Source organism: Microbulbifer sp. ABE4_465 (genome assembly GCF_056160765.1).
This window is the reverse complement of sequence record NZ_JBSWXV010000012.1, coordinates 28,754-43,186: the sequence shown is the minus strand read 5'-3', so window position 1 is coordinate 43,186 and position 14,433 is coordinate 28,754. Positions and strand designations below refer to the sequence as shown.

At 56.2% G+C, this 14,433-nt stretch carries 25 protein-coding genes; 2 read left to right on the top strand and 23 right to left on the bottom strand.

Features of this window, described 5'->3' with window-relative positions; all coding sequences use genetic code 11:
• Positions 1-20 precede the first annotated feature (20 nt).
• From secY to rpsJ, 22 genes are all read right to left on the bottom strand, one after another.
• On the bottom strand, positions 21-1,367 hold the full coding sequence (gene secY, locus ACXAG1_RS15865) for a preprotein translocase subunit SecY (RefSeq protein WP_475090646.1): 1,347 nt from the start codon (positions 1,365-1,367) through the stop codon (positions 21-23).
• Between the two features lie 12 nt (positions 1,368-1,379).
• Positions 1,380-1,814 carry a 50S ribosomal protein L15 gene (gene rplO / locus ACXAG1_RS15860; protein WP_475120228.1) on the bottom strand — a complete coding sequence of 145 codons (435 nt, stop codon included), beginning with the start codon at positions 1,812-1,814 and terminating at the stop codon, positions 1,380-1,382.
• A gap of 1 nt (position 1,815) precedes the next feature.
• Entirely contained in the window at positions 1,816-2,001 is a 186-nt protein-coding gene (rpmD, locus tag ACXAG1_RS15855; RefSeq protein WP_010133829.1) for a 50S ribosomal protein L30, read from the bottom strand.
• Positions 2,002-2,067: 66 nt separating this feature from the next.
• Entirely contained in the window at positions 2,068-2,577 is a 510-nt protein-coding gene (rpsE, locus tag ACXAG1_RS15850; protein WP_043320817.1) for a 30S ribosomal protein S5, read from the bottom strand.
• 10 nt (positions 2,578-2,587) lie between these two features.
• On the bottom strand, positions 2,588-2,938 hold the full coding sequence (gene rplR / locus ACXAG1_RS15845) for a 50S ribosomal protein L18 (RefSeq protein WP_043320815.1): 351 nt from the start codon (positions 2,936-2,938) through the stop codon (positions 2,588-2,590).
• 9 nt (positions 2,939-2,947) lie between these two features.
• Positions 2,948-3,481 carry a 50S ribosomal protein L6 gene (rplF, locus tag ACXAG1_RS15840; protein ID WP_475090648.1) on the bottom strand — a complete coding sequence of 178 codons (534 nt, stop codon included), beginning with the start codon at positions 3,479-3,481 and terminating at the stop codon, positions 2,948-2,950.
• Positions 3,482-3,493: 12 nt separating this feature from the next.
• Positions 3,494-3,886 carry a 30S ribosomal protein S8 gene (gene rpsH, locus ACXAG1_RS15835; protein ID WP_475090650.1) on the bottom strand — a complete coding sequence of 131 codons (393 nt, stop codon included), beginning with the start codon at positions 3,884-3,886 and terminating at the stop codon, positions 3,494-3,496.
• A gap of 27 nt (positions 3,887-3,913) precedes the next feature.
• Complete coding sequence (rpsN, locus tag ACXAG1_RS15830) at positions 3,914-4,219, bottom strand: 30S ribosomal protein S14 (RefSeq protein WP_043320810.1); 306 nt, start codon at positions 4,217-4,219, stop codon at positions 3,914-3,916.
• A 9-nt stretch (positions 4,220-4,228) separates the two neighbouring features.
• Positions 4,229-4,768 (bottom strand): 50S ribosomal protein L5, encoded by a 540-nt coding sequence (gene rplE / locus ACXAG1_RS15825; protein ID WP_475090652.1) that lies wholly within the window; start codon positions 4,766-4,768, stop codon positions 4,229-4,231.
• A gap of 14 nt (positions 4,769-4,782) precedes the next feature.
• On the bottom strand, positions 4,783-5,100 hold the full coding sequence (gene rplX / locus ACXAG1_RS15820) for a 50S ribosomal protein L24 (protein WP_066967187.1): 318 nt from the start codon (positions 5,098-5,100) through the stop codon (positions 4,783-4,785).
• A gap of 20 nt (positions 5,101-5,120) precedes the next feature.
• A complete protein-coding gene (rplN, locus tag ACXAG1_RS15815; RefSeq protein ID WP_043320805.1) occupies positions 5,121-5,489 on the bottom strand; it encodes a 50S ribosomal protein L14 in 369 nt (122 codons plus the stop codon).
• Between the two features lie 49 nt (positions 5,490-5,538).
• Positions 5,539-5,802, bottom strand: a complete 264-nt coding sequence (rpsQ, locus tag ACXAG1_RS15810) for a 30S ribosomal protein S17 (RefSeq protein WP_010133838.1) — start codon at positions 5,800-5,802, stop codon at positions 5,539-5,541.
• Positions 5,803-5,804: 2 nt separating this feature from the next.
• On the bottom strand, positions 5,805-5,996 hold the full coding sequence (gene rpmC, locus ACXAG1_RS15805; RefSeq protein WP_043320803.1) for a 50S ribosomal protein L29: 192 nt from the start codon (positions 5,994-5,996) through the stop codon (positions 5,805-5,807).
• A complete protein-coding gene (gene rplP / locus ACXAG1_RS15800) occupies positions 5,996-6,409 on the bottom strand; it encodes a 50S ribosomal protein L16 (protein WP_010133841.1) in 414 nt (137 codons plus the stop codon). Before rplP ends, rpmC begins: the two co-directional genes overlap by 1 nt.
• Before the next feature lie 11 nt (positions 6,410-6,420).
• Entirely contained in the window at positions 6,421-7,101 is a 681-nt protein-coding gene (rpsC, locus tag ACXAG1_RS15795; protein WP_255875713.1) for a 30S ribosomal protein S3, read from the bottom strand.
• Between the two features lie 19 nt (positions 7,102-7,120).
• Entirely contained in the window at positions 7,121-7,453 is a 333-nt protein-coding gene (gene rplV / locus ACXAG1_RS15790; protein WP_078084422.1) for a 50S ribosomal protein L22, read from the bottom strand.
• Between the two features lie 15 nt (positions 7,454-7,468).
• Positions 7,469-7,747 carry a 30S ribosomal protein S19 gene (gene rpsS, locus ACXAG1_RS15785; RefSeq protein ID WP_020411388.1) on the bottom strand — a complete coding sequence of 93 codons (279 nt, stop codon included), beginning with the start codon at positions 7,745-7,747 and terminating at the stop codon, positions 7,469-7,471.
• Between the two features lie 56 nt (positions 7,748-7,803).
• Complete coding sequence (gene rplB, locus ACXAG1_RS15780) at positions 7,804-8,628, bottom strand: 50S ribosomal protein L2 (RefSeq protein WP_475090653.1); 825 nt, start codon at positions 8,626-8,628, stop codon at positions 7,804-7,806.
• Positions 8,629-8,642: 14 nt separating this feature from the next.
• Positions 8,643-8,939, bottom strand: coding sequence for a 50S ribosomal protein L23 (gene rplW, locus ACXAG1_RS15775; RefSeq protein ID WP_475090655.1), 297 nt, complete (start codon positions 8,937-8,939; stop codon positions 8,643-8,645).
• A complete protein-coding gene (gene rplD / locus ACXAG1_RS15770) occupies positions 8,936-9,550 on the bottom strand; it encodes a 50S ribosomal protein L4 (RefSeq protein ID WP_255875714.1) in 615 nt (204 codons plus the stop codon). The genes rplW and rplD overlap by 4 nt, the downstream gene beginning before the upstream one ends.
• Before the next feature lie 18 nt (positions 9,551-9,568).
• A complete protein-coding gene (gene rplC, locus ACXAG1_RS15765) occupies positions 9,569-10,204 on the bottom strand; it encodes a 50S ribosomal protein L3 (protein ID WP_475090656.1) in 636 nt (211 codons plus the stop codon).
• A 110-nt stretch (positions 10,205-10,314) separates the two neighbouring features.
• A complete protein-coding gene (gene rpsJ, locus ACXAG1_RS15760; protein WP_010133849.1) occupies positions 10,315-10,626 on the bottom strand; it encodes a 30S ribosomal protein S10 in 312 nt (103 codons plus the stop codon).
• A gap of 398 nt (positions 10,627-11,024) precedes the next feature.
• On the opposite strand from rpsJ, the gene ACXAG1_RS15755 reads away from it, so the two are divergent.
• Together ACXAG1_RS15755 and ACXAG1_RS15750 are read left to right on the top strand one after the other, a co-directional pair.
• Positions 11,025-11,378, top strand: a complete 354-nt coding sequence (locus tag ACXAG1_RS15755) for a hypothetical protein (RefSeq protein WP_475120227.1) — start codon at positions 11,025-11,027, stop codon at positions 11,376-11,378.
• A 4-nt stretch (positions 11,379-11,382) separates the two neighbouring features.
• Complete coding sequence (locus ACXAG1_RS15750) at positions 11,383-12,531, top strand: alkaline phosphatase PhoX (protein WP_475120226.1); 1,149 nt, start codon at positions 11,383-11,385, stop codon at positions 12,529-12,531.
• A 90-nt stretch (positions 12,532-12,621) separates the two neighbouring features.
• On the opposite strand, the gene ACXAG1_RS15745 is transcribed toward ACXAG1_RS15750, so the two are convergent.
• Positions 12,622-14,295 (bottom strand): ShlB/FhaC/HecB family hemolysin secretion/activation protein, encoded by a 1,674-nt coding sequence (locus tag ACXAG1_RS15745; RefSeq protein ID WP_475090658.1) that lies wholly within the window; start codon positions 14,293-14,295, stop codon positions 12,622-12,624.
• Positions 14,296-14,433: the final 138 nt, after the last annotated feature.

Sequence of the window (14,433 nt, the reverse complement as noted above, 5' to 3'; positions counted from 1 at the left end):
CCTGCTGCGACGGCTGCCGATCAACGGCGGCCGTAACCTTGCAGATTTGCCTTCTTCATCAACCCATCGTACTGGTGGGACAGCAGGTGCGACTGCACTTGCGCCATGAAGTCCATCACTACGACCACAACGATCAGCAGCGAGGTACCTCCCAGATAGAAAGGAATGTTCAGCCCAACTACCAGGAACTGCGGCAGCAGGGATACCAATGCGATGTAACAGGCACCCACCAGAGTCAGACGAGTCAGCACGCTGTCGATGTAACGAGCGGTCTGTTCGCCGGGGCGAATACCGGGCACATATGCACCGGATTTTTTCAGGTTATCTGCCACTTCATTCGGGTTGAACATCAACGCCGTATAGAAGAAGCAGAAGAAGCCGATCAGCAGTGCGAACAGGATAATGTTCAGCGGCTGACCCGGGCCCAACTGCAGCGCCATCCACTGCAGAATCTGTGCACCGATGCCCTCGCCGCCCTGGCCGAACCACTGCGCCAGAGTCGCAGGGAACAGCAGGATACTGCTGGCGAAGATCACCGGGATCACACCGGCCATGTTGACCTTCAGAGGCAGGTGGCTGGATTGAGCCGCCGGCGCCTGAGAGTAACGACCAGCCTGACGGCGGGCGTGGTTGATGGTGATGCGACGTTGGCCGCGTTCCATCACTACAACGAAGTAGACAACCGCCAGTGCAACAAAGCCGATGGCCAGCAGCATCAGGATGTGTAACTCACCCTGACGCGCCTGCTCGAAAGCCTGACCGATGGCACTGGGCAGACCCGCAACGATACCGGCAAAGATCAGCATGGAAATGCCGTTGCCGACGCCGCGCTCGGTGATCTGCTCACCCAGCCACATCATGAACACTGCACCGGTAACCAGTGACACTACGGCCACAAAGTAAAATCCGAATGCCGGTTCCGCGGAGTAAGCCAGGTTCTGACCGGCGAGACCAAAGGTCATACCGATACCCTGGATCAGGGCCAGCAAAACCGTCAGATAACGGGTGTACTGGTTGATCTTGCGCCGGCCTGCATCACCTTCCTTCTTCAACGCCTCCAGTGAAGGCGTTACCGCGGTCATCAACTGCATGATGATGGACGCGGAGATGTAAGGCATGATGCCGAGCGCCAGAATACTCATCCGCTCCAGTGCACCACCGGAGAACATGTTGAACAGACCAAGGATGGTTCCCTGGTTCTGGTTAAACAGGTTCGCCAGCTTTTCCGGATCAATACCGGGCACCGGAATATGGGTCCCTATGCGATAAACAAGAATCGCGAGAAACAGAAAACGAAGGCGAGCCCAAAGCTCGCCTAATCCCTTGCCGTTGCCCAGGGAGTTAACACCAGATCCTGGTCGTGCCATTGGGGCCTCGATTTAGTCTTCTACTTTTCCGCCAGCAGCTTCGATGGCCGCTTTAGCACCTTTGGTGACACCCAGACCTTTCACGGTAACCGCTTTGGTCAGTTCACCAGACAGGAACACTTTGGCGCGCTTAATGTGGTTGCCGATAATATCGGCATTCTTCAGCGCTGCCAAATCAATCGTGTCCCCTTCAACCTTGGCCAGCTCCGCCAGACGCACTTCCGCAACAAAGCGGCCGACGCGAGAGGAGAAACCGTACTTCGGCAGGCGCTTCTGCAAAGGCATCTGACCGCCTTCGAAGCCCGGACGAACACTACCGCCGGAACGGGATTTTTGACCTTTGTGGCCACGGCCACCGGTTTTACCCAGGCCGCTACCGATGCCGCGACCAACGCGCTTGGCGCTGTGCTTGTGACCCTCAGCGGGAGACAGTTCATTCAAACGCATGTTACGCCTCCTCTACTTTTACGAGGTAATTCACTTTGTTGATCATGCCGCGCACAGAGGGAGTGTCTTCCACTTCCACAGTGTGACCAATGCGGCGCAAACCCAGACCAGCAACACACGCCTGATGATTCTTCAGACGACCGTTGATGCTTTTGACCTGGGTTACTTTGATGGTCTTCTTAGCCATGACTCATTCACTCAAAGCAAGTTCAGAGTGGGTCGCAGCGATAGAGCGGCTGCGACCCAAACCGAATCAGTTCAGGATTTCTTCCACAGACTTGCCACGCTTGGCGGCAACGTCTTCCGGGCTGCTCATTTTGCCCAGAGCACTGAAGGTAGCGCGGACGACGTTTACCGGATTGGTAGAGCCGTAGCACTTTGCCAGTACGTTGTGGACGCCAGCCATTTCCAGTACGGAGCGCATGGCACCGCCGGCAATTACACCGGTACCCTGGGAAGCGGGCTGCATGTATACCTTGGAACCGCCGTGGCGACCGTTGGTAGCATACTGAAGGGTGTCACCGTTCAGGTCTACCTGGATCATGTTGCGACGTGCAGCTTCCATAGCTTTCTGGATGGCAACTGGCACTTCGCGCGCTTTACCACGACCAAAGCCAACGCGGCCATTGCCATCGCCAACTACGGTCAGAGCGGTGAACGCGAAGATACGACCACCTTTTACGGTTTTGGCAACACGGTTGACCTGGACCAGTTTCTCCTGGAGGCCTTCGTCGTTGCTCTTCTCGACTTTATCTCTAGCCATAACTCAACCCTTAGAATTTCAGACCGGCTTCACGGGCAGCGTCTGCCAGGGCCTTAACACGGCCATGGTATTTGAAGCCGCTACGATCGAAGGCTACCGTTTCAACGCCAGCGGCTTTCGCACGCTCAGCGATCAGGGTACCAACAGCTGTAGCAGCGTCGACGTTACCGGTTTTGCTTTCACGCAGGTCCTTGTCCAGAGTAGAGGCAGTGGCCAATACCTTGTCGCCGTCGGCAGACAGGATCTGTGCGTAAATGTGGCGGGGAGTGCGGTTCACTGTCAGGCGAACGGCGCCCAGCTCACGGAACTTGGCGCGGGCACGACGTGCACGACGCAAGCGGGATTGCTTCTTAACGTTCATATCTATGCCTTACTTCTTCTTGGCCTCTTTGCGATACACGCGCTCATCGGCGTAGCGGACACCCTTACCTTTGTAGGGCTCCGGCGGACGGAATGCGCGGATCTCTGCGGCCACTTGACCTAACAGCTGCTTATCGCTGCTCTTCAGTACAACTTCAGTCTGGCTCGGGGTTTCTGCGGTAACACCTTCCGGCAGGTCGTAATCTACCGGGTGGGAGAAGCCCAGAGTCAGGTTCACGGATTTACCAGATGCTTTCGCACGGTAACCTACACCGTTCAGCTGCAGTTTCTTTTCGAAACCCTGACTGACGCCGACCACCATATTGTTAACCAGCGCGCGGGTGGTGCCGGCGAGGGCACGTGCCTGCTTGGAACCGTTGCGTGCAGCAAAGGTCAGCTGGTTTTCTTCCTGCTTCACTTCCACGTCAGAGTGGATGTTGAAGTTCAGGTTACCATTACCACCTTTAACAGCGATGTCCTGACCTTTCAGGTCAACGGACACGCCAGCGGGGATACTTACGGGACTATTAGCTACTCGAGACATATTAACCCCCGCTTAGAATACGGTGCAGAGCACTTCGCCGCCGACACCAGCCTGACGGGCTGCGCGATCAGTCATCACACCACGAGAGGTGGAGACGATAGCGATGCCCAGGCCGCCGCGAACGGATGGCAATGCTTTTTTACCTGCGTAGTTACGCAGGCCTGGACGGGAAACCCGGTCCAGCTCAGCAATTACCGGCTTGCCCTGGAAGTATTTCAGTTCAATAGTCAGCTCAGGCTTGGCACCTTCGCCGACCGCTACGCCAGTAACGTAACCTTCGTCTTTCAGTACGTTGGCTACGGCTACTTTCAGTTTTGAAGAAGGCATAGAAACACTGCCCTTGCCGCGCGCCAAAGCGTTGCGGACGCGGGTCAGCATATCTGCCAACGGATCTTGCATACTCATTACTTAAGACTCCTCAAGTCTGCCGTTTTACCAGCTGGACTTAACCAGACCGGGGACATCACCACGCATAGCGGCTTCACGCAGTTTGTTACGGCACAGGCCGAACTTGCGGTATACAGCGTGGGGGCGACCAGTGATACGACAGCGACGTTGCTGACGTACCGGGCTTGCATCGCGCGGCAGTTGTTGCAGCTTGAGTTGAGCCTCCCAACGCTCCTCATCGGAAGCGTTGGCACTGGCGATGATCGCCTTCAGCTCTTGACGCTTTTCAGCGTACTTAGCTGCGGTTCGAGCGCGCTTGTTCTCACGCGCAATCATGGATTTCTTCGCCATGGAATCCTCTTAACCCTTGAAAGGGAAGTTGAATGCTTTCAGCAGTGCGCGACCTTGGTCGTCGTTAGCTGCTGTAGTAGTGATACAAATATCCAGACCGCGGATCTTGTCTACTTTGTCGTAGTCAATTTCCGGGAAGATGATTTGTTCGGTTACACCCATTGAGAAGTTACCACGACCGTCGAACTGCTTCGGGCTAATGCCACGGAAGTCGCGGATACGTGGGATCGCGATACCAATCAGTCGCTCCAGGAACTCATACATACGCTCACCGCGCAGAGTTACCTTGCAGCCGATCGGCCAGTCTTCACGGATTTTGAAGCCCGCGATTGACTTACGCGCTTTGGTCACAATAGGTTTTTGACCAGTAATAGCAGTCATGTCACTGACTGCGTGTTCCAGTACCTTCTTATCACCAATGGCTTCACCGACACCCATGTTGACGGTGATTTTGGTGATGCGCGGCACGGACATTACGTTCTCAAGTCCCAGCTCTTCTTTCAGCTTGGACGCGAGTTCTTTGGTGTAGAGCTCTTTAAGCCTTGCCATTTTTTCCACCTGACTTATGCGTCAACGGCTTCGCCGCTGGATTTGAAGACGCGGATCTTAGTGCCATCTTCCAGTACTTTGAAGCCTACCCGGTCAGCTTTTTGGGTATTCGGGTTGAAGATGGCAACGTTGGAAGCCTGGATAGCGGCTTCTTTTTCAACGATTCCACCGGCAACGCCCAGCTGGGGGTTCGGCTTCTGGTGTTTTTTGATCATCTGGACACCGGATACGATCAGACGGCCATCGTTCAACACCTTACGTACGGTGCCACGCTTGCCCTTGTCGCGACCGGCGATAACGATCACTTCATCGTCACGCTTGATCTTGCGCATTACTCTTCTCCGCTCGTGGCTTAGATAACTTCGGGAGCGAGGGAGATGATCTTCATGAACTTCTCACCGCGCAGCTCGCGAGTTACCGGGCCAAAAATACGGGTGCCAACCGGAGCATGGTTCTGGTTCAGCAACACCGCTGCGTTATCGTCGAATTTGATCAGGGAGCCGTCCGGGCGACGCACACCTTTCTTGGTGCGAACCACAACCGCGTTCATCACCTGACCTTTCTTCACTTTACCGCGGGGAATTGCTTCCTTAACGGTTACCTTGATGATGTCGCCAACGCCAGCGTAGCGACGGTGGGAGCCGCCCAGCACCTTGATGCACATGACACGGCGAGCCCCACTGTTATCAGCTACTTCTAAGTAGGATTCTGCTTGAATCATTGTTCCTCTCCGAAAACCTGTTTAGGTCTTCACAGTCAATGGGCCAGGATTAAACCTTCGCCGCACGCTCTACAATAGTCTGCAAGGACCAGGACTTGCTCTTGGACAGCGGACGAGATTCTTCAATGGTCACAACATCACCGATGCCGCACTCATTGTTTTCGTCGTGTGCCTTGAGCTTGGTGGACTTGCTCACGATTTTGCCGTAGATCGGGTGCTTAACACGGCGCTCGATCAAAACGGTGATGGTTTTATCCATCTTGTCACTCACGACCTTACCGGTCAGAGTACGCTTCAGTTTTGCTTCAGCCATGATTAATTACCTGCCTTCTCGGTCAACACAGTCTTAATGCGAGCAATGTCGCGACGAGTCTGCTTCAGCAGATGAGTCTGAGTCAGCTGACCAGTGGATTTCTGCATGCGCAGCTTGAACTGTGCTTCAAGTTGGCTCAGCAGTTCCTGGTTCAGCTCCTCAACTGACTTTGAGCGTAGATCTGCAGTCTTCATTACATCACCGAACGCTTAACGAAAGTTGTCTTTACAGGCAGCTTGGCTGCGGCGAGCTCGAAAGCTTCGCGAGCCAATTCTTCAGAAACGCCTTCCATTTCATAGAGGACCTTTCCTGGTTGAATCTGGGCAACCCAGTACTCAACGCCACCCTTACCTTTACCCATCCGAACCTCGAGAGGCTTGTTGGTGATGGGCTTGTCCGGAAACACACGAATCCAGATCTTACCGCCACGTTTAACGTGACGAGTCATTGCGCGACGAGCCGCTTCGATCTGACGCGCAGTAATGCGTCCACGACCGATGGCCTTAAGGCCGAACTCGCCAAAGCTCACTTTAGAGCCGCGCTGCGAAAGACCGCGGTTGCGACCCTTCTGTACCTTGCGGAATTTTGTACGCTTCGGTTGTAGCATCTGCGCACCCCTTACTTAGCAGCTTTCTTGCGAGTCTTCGCTGGCTTCTCTTCGGGGATTTCGTCACCGATGACTTCGCCTTTGAAGATCCAAACTTTCACACCGATGATGCCGTAGGTAGTGCTGGCTTCATAAGTGCCGTAGTCGATGTTGGCACGCAGAGTGTGCAGCGGCACACGGCCTTCACGGTACCATTCGGTACGGGCAATCTCGGCACCGCCAAGACGACCACCAACCTGAATCTTGATACCTTCAGCGCCCTGGCGCATAGCGTTCTGTACGGCGCGCTTCATAGCACGACGGAACATAACGCGACGCTCCAGCTGCTGAGCAACGTTCTGGGCAACCAGGGTTGCGTCCAGATCAGGCTTGCGCACTTCTTCGATGTCGATGTGCACAGGCACACCCATCTGCTTGCTCACCTCGTTGCGCAGACGCTCTACGTCTTCACCTTTCTTACCGATCACGATGCCCGGACGCGCAGTGTGAATGGTCACACGAGCGGTGTTGGCCGGACGTTCGATCTCGATGCGGCTCACGGAAGCGTGGGCCAGTTTTTTGCGAATGAATTCGCGAACTTTCAGATCCGTGTACAGCTTGTCTGCGTACTCGTCGCTGCCGGCATACCAAACAGAGGTATGCTTTTTAACGATACCCAGACGAATGCCGGTAGGATGTACTTTTTGTCCCATGGTTTTCTCGCCTGCTCTCTTATTTCTCGGCTACTTTCACAGTAATGTGACAAGTACGCTTAAGAATACGATCGGCACGACCCTTGGCACGCGGCTTAATGCGCTTCATGGTCATACCCTCATCCACGAAGATGGTGGAAACCTTCAGCTCGTCAACGTCAGCACCGTCGTTGTGCTCAGCGTTGGCGATTGCAGATTCCAGAACCTTCTTGACGATCGCAGCACCTTTCTTGTGACTGAAAGCCAGGATGTCCAGGGCTTCCTCGACACCTTTGCCGCGAATCTGATCAGCTACCAGACGCGCTTTCTGTGCCGACAGACGAGCACCGCGTAATTTTGCTTGTACTTCCATCTCTATAACCTCGGCTTAGCGCTTCTTCGCTTTCTTGTCCGCGGCGTGGCCACGGTAAGTGCGGGTAGCAGCGAATTCACCCAGCTTGTGGCCAACCATTTCTTCGTTGACCAGTACCGGTACGTGTTGACGACCGTTGTGAACAGCAATCGTCAGGCCCACCATTTCCGGCATAATCATGGAACGGCGGGACCAGGTTTTAATCGGCCGGCGATCATTGGCTTCGATCGCTGCCTCCACCTTTTTGATCAGATGTAGATCAATAAAGGGACCTTTCTTTAATGAGCGTGGCACTTTAGATTCCTCTTTAGATGCTCACACATCGTGCGCGACTAACTCTCTATTGAGAATTACTTGCCGCGACGACGTACAATCATGTTGTCGGTGCGCTTGTTCTTACGCGTTTTCTTACCCTTGGTCGGAACACCCCAAGGCGTCACAGGGTGACGGCCACCGGAGGTACGACCTTCACCACCGCCGTGCGGGTGGTCTACCGGGTTCATCGCCACACCGCGAACGGTAGGACGAACACCACGCCAGCGCTTGGCACCAGCCTTACCCAGTTTGCGCAGGCTGTGCTCAGAGTTGCTCACTTCACCCAGGGTGGCGCGGCACTCAGACAACACTTTACGCATTTCGCCAGAGCGCAGACGGATAGTCGCGTACTGACCTTCACGGGCAACCAGCTGAACAGAGGCACCGGCAGAGCGGGCCAGCTGAGCACCTTTACCAGGCTTCAGCTCGATAGCGTGAATCACGGAACCAACCGGGATGTTGCGCAGCGGCAGGGTGTTACCTACAGCGATAGGCGCAGCGTCGCCAGACTGGATCTTGGCACCGGCCTTCAGGCCTTTCGGTGCAATGATGTAACGACGCTCACCGTCGGCATAGCACACCAGGGCGATATGCGCGGTACGGTTAGGATCGTATTCCAGACGCTCAACGGTGGCCGGAATGCCATCCTTATTGCGCTTGAAATCCACCATACGGTAGTGATGCTTGTGACCACCACCGATGTGACGGGTGGTAATGCGACCGTTGTTGTTACGGCCACCGGTCTTGGATTTCTTCTCAACCAGCGGAGCGTAAGGCGCACCTTTGTGCAGGTCGGAATTAACAACCTTGACCAGGTGACGACGGCCGGCAGAGGTCGGTTTTGTTTTTACAATAGCCATTGCAAATTTCCCCTTTACTCAGCGGCTTCGAAGTTGATGTCGCTGCCTTCGGCCAGACGAACGTAGGCTTTTTTCCAATCATTGCGCACGCCCATGCCGTAGCGGGTGCGCTTGGTCTTGCCTTTAACGTTTACGGTGCGAACTTGCTCAACAGTTACGTTGAACAGCTTTTCTACCGCAGCTTTTACTTCAGCCTTGGTGGCATCGGTGGTCACCTTGAACACTACCTGGTTGGCGGCATCCGCCAGCACAGCAGCTTTCTCGGAAATTACCGGACCCAGCAATACTTTGTAGATTCGCTCTTGGTTCATCCCAGCACCTCATCAATTTTCTTCAGTGCAGAAACGGTAACCACGACCTTGTCAAAACGAATCAGGCTTACCGGATCGATACCCTGTACGTCGCGAACGTCGATCTTGTGCAGGTTGCGCGCGGCCAGGTAGAGGTTTTCATTTACCTCTTCGGTCACGATCAACGCTTCAGACAGATCGAACTGTGCCAGCTTGGTTACCAGCTGCTTGGTCTTCGGCGCTTCAACGTCGAAGGACTCAACCACAACCAGGCGCTCCTGACGAGCCAGCTCGGAGAGAATGCAGCGCAGTGCAGCGCGGTACATTTTCTTGTTCAGCTTAACACTGTGATCACGCGGCTCAGCGGCGAAGGTTACGCCACCAGAACGCCACAGCGGGCTGCGGATAGTACCGGCACGAGCACGGCCAGTACCTTTTTGACGCCACGGCTTTTTGCCGCCGCCGGAAACCGCAGCGCGGTTTTTCTGAGCCTTGGTGCCCTGACGAGCGCCAGCCATATAGGCGACGACTGCCTGGTGTACCAGGTCCTGATTGAATTCACGACCGAAAGCCACTTCAGAGACTGCAACAGTGCCTTTAGCGCCTTCGGGAGTTGCGATATTCAGTTCCATATCTATTTCCCCTCAGACTTAGGCTTTAACTGCCGGACGAACGATAACGTTACCGCCAGGTGCGCCAGGTACGGCACCCTTGACCAGCAGCAAGTTGCGCTCGGCGTCCACACGAACTACTTCCAGGTTTTGCGTGGTAACACGCTCGGCACCCATGTGACCGGCCATCTTCTTGCCTTTCCACACGCGGCCAGGAGTCTGGCACTGACCGATAGAACCGGGAGCGCGGTGAGACAGAGAGTTACCGTGAGTAGCGTCTTGGGTACGGAAGTTCCAGCGCTTAACGCCGCCTTGGAAACCTTTACCTTTGGAAGTACCGGTTACGTCAATCTTCTGACCGGCTTCAAAGCCAGATACAGTGATTTCAGAACCGATGTCGAAGGACTCTTCAGAACCGTCAGTGCGCAGTTCGTAAAGAGCAGTGCCAGCCTCAGTATTGGCTTTGGCGAAGTGGCCCGCTTCGGGCTTGGAGACACGGGAAGCCTTACGAGCACCCACAGTCACTTGAACTGCGGAGTAGCCATCAGTTTCCACGGTTTTCACCTGGGTGACGCGATTCGGAGCTACCTCGATAACAGTTACCGGGATAGAAGCGCCATCTTCAGTGAAGATGCGAGTCATGCCGCTCTTGCGGCCGACAATACCTATAGTCATCTTTTCAACCTCTCAGTGCACGGGGCTTTAACCCACTGCGGCCGCCCAATTTCAGAGCGTTACACTACCCAGACCTTTTTCGCCTGGGATTCGGTAGTTAATTTGAAGTGTTAGCCGAGACTAATCTGAACCTCTACACCGGCCGCCAGATCGAGCTTCATCAGCGCGTCAACGGTTTTCTCGGTAGGCTCTACGATGTCTAGCAAACGCTTGTGAGTACGGATTTCGTACTGGTCACGCGCGTCCTTGTTGACGTGCGGAGAAATCAGTACGGTGTACTTCTCTTTGCGAGTCGGCAGCGGGATGGGACCGCGTACTTGTGCGCCAGTGCGCTTGGCCGTCTCTACGATCTCCTGAGTAGACGCGTCGATCAGCTTGTGATCGAACGCCTTCAGGCGAATTCGGATGCGTTGACCCTGCATGGAATCAAACTCCAGTTGTAAATCTAAAGAACGTCCTTTTACGCAGCCCCGAGGGCGGGCGAAAAGGAGCGCGAAGTCTACGGGTGAATTTTTGGCCTGTCAACCAGTTATCCGGATAGTTTCCAGTGGTGCCCTATCGCTCGCGAGCCAGCGCCCTCCGGCTTTTCCGTATCTATATATAAAGAAACAAGCACGGACATAACCAAACAGTCAGTCGCGCTCCCTGGGGCGCCTGTATCCCCTTGATCCTATGATCCCTTGCCCTATTCCTCTCCGGTCGCAAAAGCTTCACACGACGCCCCGCTGGCGGTCACAGACGTCTCGCAGCCTGCACCGCGAGGACCACCTCGAACCACCAACACACAATCTCAACAGGCGTAACAAATAAGGAAGATCGTATGGAGACTTTCGACCCAAATGAAATGGCGGAGCTGCAAGCAGACAACCAGGCTCGCAAAGAAACCAACACCCTCAGCCGACGGGGCTTTGTTCGCAGCAGCCTTATCGGCGGCGCAGCCAGTCTCGCCTTTGGCGCCCTCTCCGCGGAGGCGCGCAACCACCACGATCGCGGGCGCGGAGAGCGCGAACGCTACCGCAAGCCACACTCCCCCGATTACGGCCCGCTGAAGCCTGCGACCTGTCAGTCGACAGGGCTCACCCTGCTGGCCCTGCCAGTCGGCTTCGAGTATCTGTCATTCGGCTGGACCGGACAGTTGATGGACGACGGACGGCCCACCCCCCACGGATCATGACGGAATGGCCGTTTGCGGTCGCCGGGGCCGCACCATTGCCATGGTCCGCAACCATGAACTGTCTGCGGGTGAAAGCAATCAATGCCTGGTCGATGGTGGCATGTATAACCCGGCCGAATATGGCGGTACCACCACTCCCGAGTTTGACCTGGTGCGCGGTCAGTTCACCCACAGCTATACCAGTCTCGGCGGCACAATCCGCAATTGTTCCGGCGGCCCGACCCCGTGGGACTCCTGGATTTCCTGTGAAGAGACCTTCCACACCTGGCGCCCCGACGGATACAACCACGGCTACATCTTCGATGTCCCCGCATTCGGCATCAGTAACGGTCAACCCATCCGCGCGGCCGGGCGCTTCTCCCACGAAGCCGTCGCCGTGGATCCCCGTACCGGTATCGTGTACGAAACCGAAGACGCGGGCAGCAGCGCCTTCTATAAGTACGTGCAGCCCGGCGCAGGACACCGTAACTGGCGCAGCCGCCACCGCCGCGGTGAAGGACTACGCGACGGCGGAGCCCTGTACGCCCTGGTGGCCAAGAATGCTCCCTCCAAAAATTTCCGCGGCGGGTTCACCCTCGGCGACACTTTTGATGTGACCTGGGAGCTGGTGACAGACCCGGAAGGCATCCACGGCCGCGCTTTTGATTCGGCCCCCAACGCAGCCATTTTTTCCCGCGGCGAGGGCTGCTGGGAGGACAGCGGCAATATTTACTTCGTATCCACCGACGGCGGTACCGCCGGACTCGGGCAGGTGTGGATGTACAGCCCGCGCCGGGAGACCCTCACGCTGGCTTATGAATCGACCGATGCATCGGATGTGGACGGCCCGGACAATATCGCCATCAGCCCCCGGGGCGGCATTATTCTGTGTGAAGATGGGCGCTCGGACCCCAAGCGGCTGATCGGCCTCAGCCGCGGTGGTGAGACCTTTCCTTTTGCAGAGAACCGTATTCAGCTGGCAGACGGCGACCTGGACAAAATCGATGCAATTTATCCCGGCACCCGGGAGCACTTCCACGACAGTCACACCGGCGATTTCCGTTCACGGGAATGGGCCGGCGCCACCTTTTATGGTGACTGGCTGTTTGCCAATGTGCAGTCCCCCGGCGTGACCTTTGCTATTCGCGGCCCATGGCATAAAGGCGCGCTGTAACGAGCCATGCACCTCCGGTGCTGTACCATAAACGCAAAAGCCGCAGCGTACTCGCTGCGGCTTTTTTCGTCCTGGTGCTTTTAAAGAGCGTTAGTAACGAATACTGACCCGGGCATAGAACACCGCAGTGTCCTGCTCGGGAATGGCCTCTTTGGAGGGCTCCGCGTAGTTCATGGACAGAGACCAGAGACGCCCGGACAGGGCGAGGCCAACCCCTACAGCACCCAGCGCAGTTTTCACATGAATATCTTCCGCGCCGTCCTGGCGGCGATCCAGGGATTTGGTTTCACCGTAGTCGTAAAACAGATACGGCTCGACGGTCACATCCCAGGGGCGCCAGCCGTCGTAATGGATTTCTGTCTGCCCATACCAGCCGCGGTCACCACTCACCGCGCTGGGGAGATACCCGCGGACACTGGCAGGACCGCCGAGCGAAAACGACAGGGAACCGGGTAGCTGAGCATCGTCACTGAATTGCCAGGCGGAAATGAACAATCCATAGAAACCGCTGTTACCCGCCCGAACGTAGCCGGTTAGGCTGCCGTTATACAAGGTTTCCTCGGTACTCTGGCGCGCATCGCCCACATCGGATTTATCATTAAAGTCGGTATAGGCGAGCATCTGGCGACCGGTAACCTGCCAGTTTCTCCCCACCCAGTTCAGGTCGGCACCCAGCTGCCCCTGCAGAATCGCGTCATCACTGAACACCACACCGGCAATCTCGGTAGTCGAGCGGGTGTAGCCTGCCGCTCCCAGCAGGTTCAGCCACACACGCTCGCCAGACCAGGCGAGCCAGGAGGACTCCAGACCCAGGCGGTGAGAATCACCCTGAACATTCGAAGTGGCAAAATCGCCTTCGGTCAAATCCGTGCGTGTCACGGATGCACTGCCGCCGAGGCGCCAGCGGGATCCAGCCATTGGGCGGTTGTAACTCAGGCTGAGAGACTGGGCGCCCTCACTGCCAGACAGGTAGGCGATTGAGCGGTCACCGTCGCTCAGCAAATTCTGACGACGGTACATAAATCCGAGGGACTCGCGACCGGAGCTCTGGTAGCCATAGTTGTCTGCGAACGTTTGAAAAAATCCGCGCTCCGGCTCCTGAACGGTCACCACAATATCGGTCAATCCGAAGGACTCTCCCCGGCGCAGCTCGGCGCGGATGCGCTCATCGTGAACCCGGTTAAACTCGAGGATATCCGCCTGCAGGCGCGGCATATCGACGGTTTCCTGCCCCTGGTGCCGGGCCATCCACTGGGAAAGGAACGCCTCAGAGGTATATTCGTTGCCCTCGAATCGAATTTGTCCGAGTTTGCCTTCGATTAACCGGATCACGACCACACCTTCGCGTACTTCCTGCTGCGGCAAGACCGCAACCGCGGTGTAAACCCCAGCCTCGCGATAGGTACGGTTTACCGCCTCAACAATTTCCATCAGCTGGCTATGCGCCACCTGCTGCCCCAGGTATGGCAATACGATGTCCCGGAGTTGTTGCTCACTCAGCAACTCAGACGCACTGAAGCGCACACTGCGCAACTCAAATACCGGGCCTTCCAGATCAGCAGGGTCTCCCTCCACCTCAATTTCATTGATCGGCGCCGGCGCAAGCTGCATCGGGCGATCCATAAACTGCTGCTCGCGGCGGCGTAGCTCCGTCGCCTGAGCGCCGGCATCCGCACCCGGGATATAGGCAGGGACAGCGCCCTCATCCTGAGCCCGTGCGCCAGCTGCCACCACGGTGAGTGCAGCCACCGTTACCAGGGCCATTCCCCCCCGACAAAACTGCGCTATTCGATTTGCGATTCTGTTTACCACCCCAATCACCACTTTTATCAGTGACCAGCCCCTGCACCATGGCATCGGGCCGGTTGTTTTACTTTTTAGAGAGCACACCAGTTCATTTTT

Bases quoted from the DNA above. Each gene is read 5' to 3' on its own strand.
- rpsH (WP_475090650.1), bottom strand. From the start codon at position 3,886: ATGAGTATGCAAGATCCGTTGGCAGATATGCTGACCCGCGTCCGCAAC.
- rpsC (WP_255875713.1), bottom strand. From the start codon at position 7,101: ATGGGACAAAAAGTACATCCTACCGGCATTCGTCTGGGTATCGTTAAA.
- rplD (WP_255875714.1), bottom strand. From the start codon at position 9,550: ATGGAACTGAATATCGCAACTCCCGAAGGCGCTAAAGGCACTGTTGCA.
- rplO (WP_475120228.1), bottom strand. From the start codon at position 1,814: ATGCGTTTGAATGAACTGTCTCCCGCTGAGGGTCACAAGCACAGCGCC.
- rplB (WP_475090653.1), bottom strand. From the start codon at position 8,628: ATGGCTATTGTAAAAACAAAACCGACCTCTGCCGGCCGTCGTCACCTG.
- rplE (WP_475090652.1), bottom strand. From the start codon at position 4,768: ATGGCAAGGCTTAAAGAGCTCTACACCAAAGAACTCGCGTCCAAGCTG.
- ACXAG1_RS15755 (WP_475120227.1), top strand. From the start codon at position 11,025: ATGGAGACTTTCGACCCAAATGAAATGGCGGAGCTGCAAGCAGACAAC.
- rplN (WP_043320805.1), bottom strand. From the start codon at position 5,489: ATGATTCAAGCAGAATCCTACTTAGAAGTAGCTGATAACAGTGGGGCT.
- rplP (WP_010133841.1), bottom strand. From the start codon at position 6,409: ATGCTACAACCGAAGCGTACAAAATTCCGCAAGGTACAGAAGGGTCGC.
- rpsJ (WP_010133849.1), bottom strand. From the start codon at position 10,626: ATGCAGGGTCAACGCATCCGAATTCGCCTGAAGGCGTTCGATCACAAG.
- rplW (WP_475090655.1), bottom strand. From the start codon at position 8,939: ATGAACCAAGAGCGAATCTACAAAGTATTGCTGGGTCCGGTAATTTCC.
- rplC (WP_475090656.1), bottom strand. From the start codon at position 10,204: ATGACTATAGGTATTGTCGGCCGCAAGAGCGGCATGACTCGCATCTTC.
- secY (WP_475090646.1), bottom strand. From the start codon at position 1,367: ATGGCACGACCAGGATCTGGTGTTAACTCCCTGGGCAACGGCAAGGGA.
- rpsN (WP_043320810.1), bottom strand. From the start codon at position 4,219: ATGGCGAAGAAATCCATGATTGCGCGTGAGAACAAGCGCGCTCGAACC.
- rpmC (WP_043320803.1), bottom strand. From the start codon at position 5,996: ATGAAGACTGCAGATCTACGCTCAAAGTCAGTTGAGGAGCTGAACCAG.
- rplR (WP_043320815.1), bottom strand. From the start codon at position 2,938: ATGAACGTTAAGAAGCAATCCCGCTTGCGTCGTGCACGTCGTGCCCGC.
- ACXAG1_RS15745 (WP_475090658.1), bottom strand. From the start codon at position 14,295: ATGGCCCTGGTAACGGTGGCTGCACTCACCGTGGTGGCAGCTGGCGCA.
- ACXAG1_RS15750 (WP_475120226.1), top strand. From the start codon at position 11,383: ATGGCCGTTTGCGGTCGCCGGGGCCGCACCATTGCCATGGTCCGCAAC.
- rpsE (WP_043320817.1), bottom strand. From the start codon at position 2,577: ATGGCTAGAGATAAAGTCGAGAAGAGCAACGACGAAGGCCTCCAGGAG.
- rpmD (WP_010133829.1), bottom strand. From the start codon at position 2,001: ATGGCTAAGAAGACCATCAAAGTAACCCAGGTCAAAAGCATCAACGGT.
- rplX (WP_066967187.1), bottom strand. From the start codon at position 5,100: ATGCGCAAGATCAAGCGTGACGATGAAGTGATCGTTATCGCCGGTCGC.
- rplV (WP_078084422.1), bottom strand. From the start codon at position 7,453: ATGGAAGTACAAGCAAAATTACGCGGTGCTCGTCTGTCGGCACAGAAA.
- rplF (WP_475090648.1), bottom strand. From the start codon at position 3,481: ATGTCTCGAGTAGCTAATAGTCCCGTAAGTATCCCCGCTGGCGTGTCC.
- rpsQ (WP_010133838.1), bottom strand. From the start codon at position 5,802: ATGGCTGAAGCAAAACTGAAGCGTACTCTGACCGGTAAGGTCGTGAGT.